The sequence below is a fragment of the Alicyclobacillus sp. CIJ1 genome (assembly GCF_057538885.1).
The window spans coordinates 1-397 of record NZ_BAAJPH010000082.1 but is presented as its reverse complement, the minus strand read 5'-3'; the positions used below and the strand labels follow the sequence as shown (position 1 = coordinate 397).

At 59.2% G+C, this 397-nt stretch carries 1 protein-coding gene; it reads right to left on the bottom strand.

Annotation, left to right across the window (positions count from 1 at the left end; genetic code table 11):
• Positions 1-397 (bottom strand): hypothetical protein (locus AC27E8_RS06555; protein WP_487098624.1); only part of this gene is annotated, 397 nt, incomplete at both ends.

Genomic DNA, 397 nt, shown 5'->3' with positions numbered 1-397 from the left:
ACGTCAAGCCCGCGCTGTTCGAACCGACACTTCCCACTGACCAGCTTGCCTGGCTACACTGCCCCGTGGTAGGCTGTGTCTGAACCTGGCCCCACGTCACCTGGACTGGCGTCGACTGCGCGACGACCGTCTGGCCGTTCGACGTGTCGATCACATACGCCTCGTATTCCGCCGTGTACGGCTGCGCAGAAGTAACTTCCTGCGTGTACGAGGTGACGTTGCCCAGGTTTTCAGTATCGCTTCCGGCTAACGTAGTACCATGATCTGCGTCAGCCAGTTCGACGATGTAGTGATCGCCGTTGGGCAGTTCACTGCGTTGATTTGGGCCCTGAATCGTCCCGTTGACGTTCACCGTCAAGGTGCTGTACTGCCCAACCGTCAATTGCTGGGGAACGGC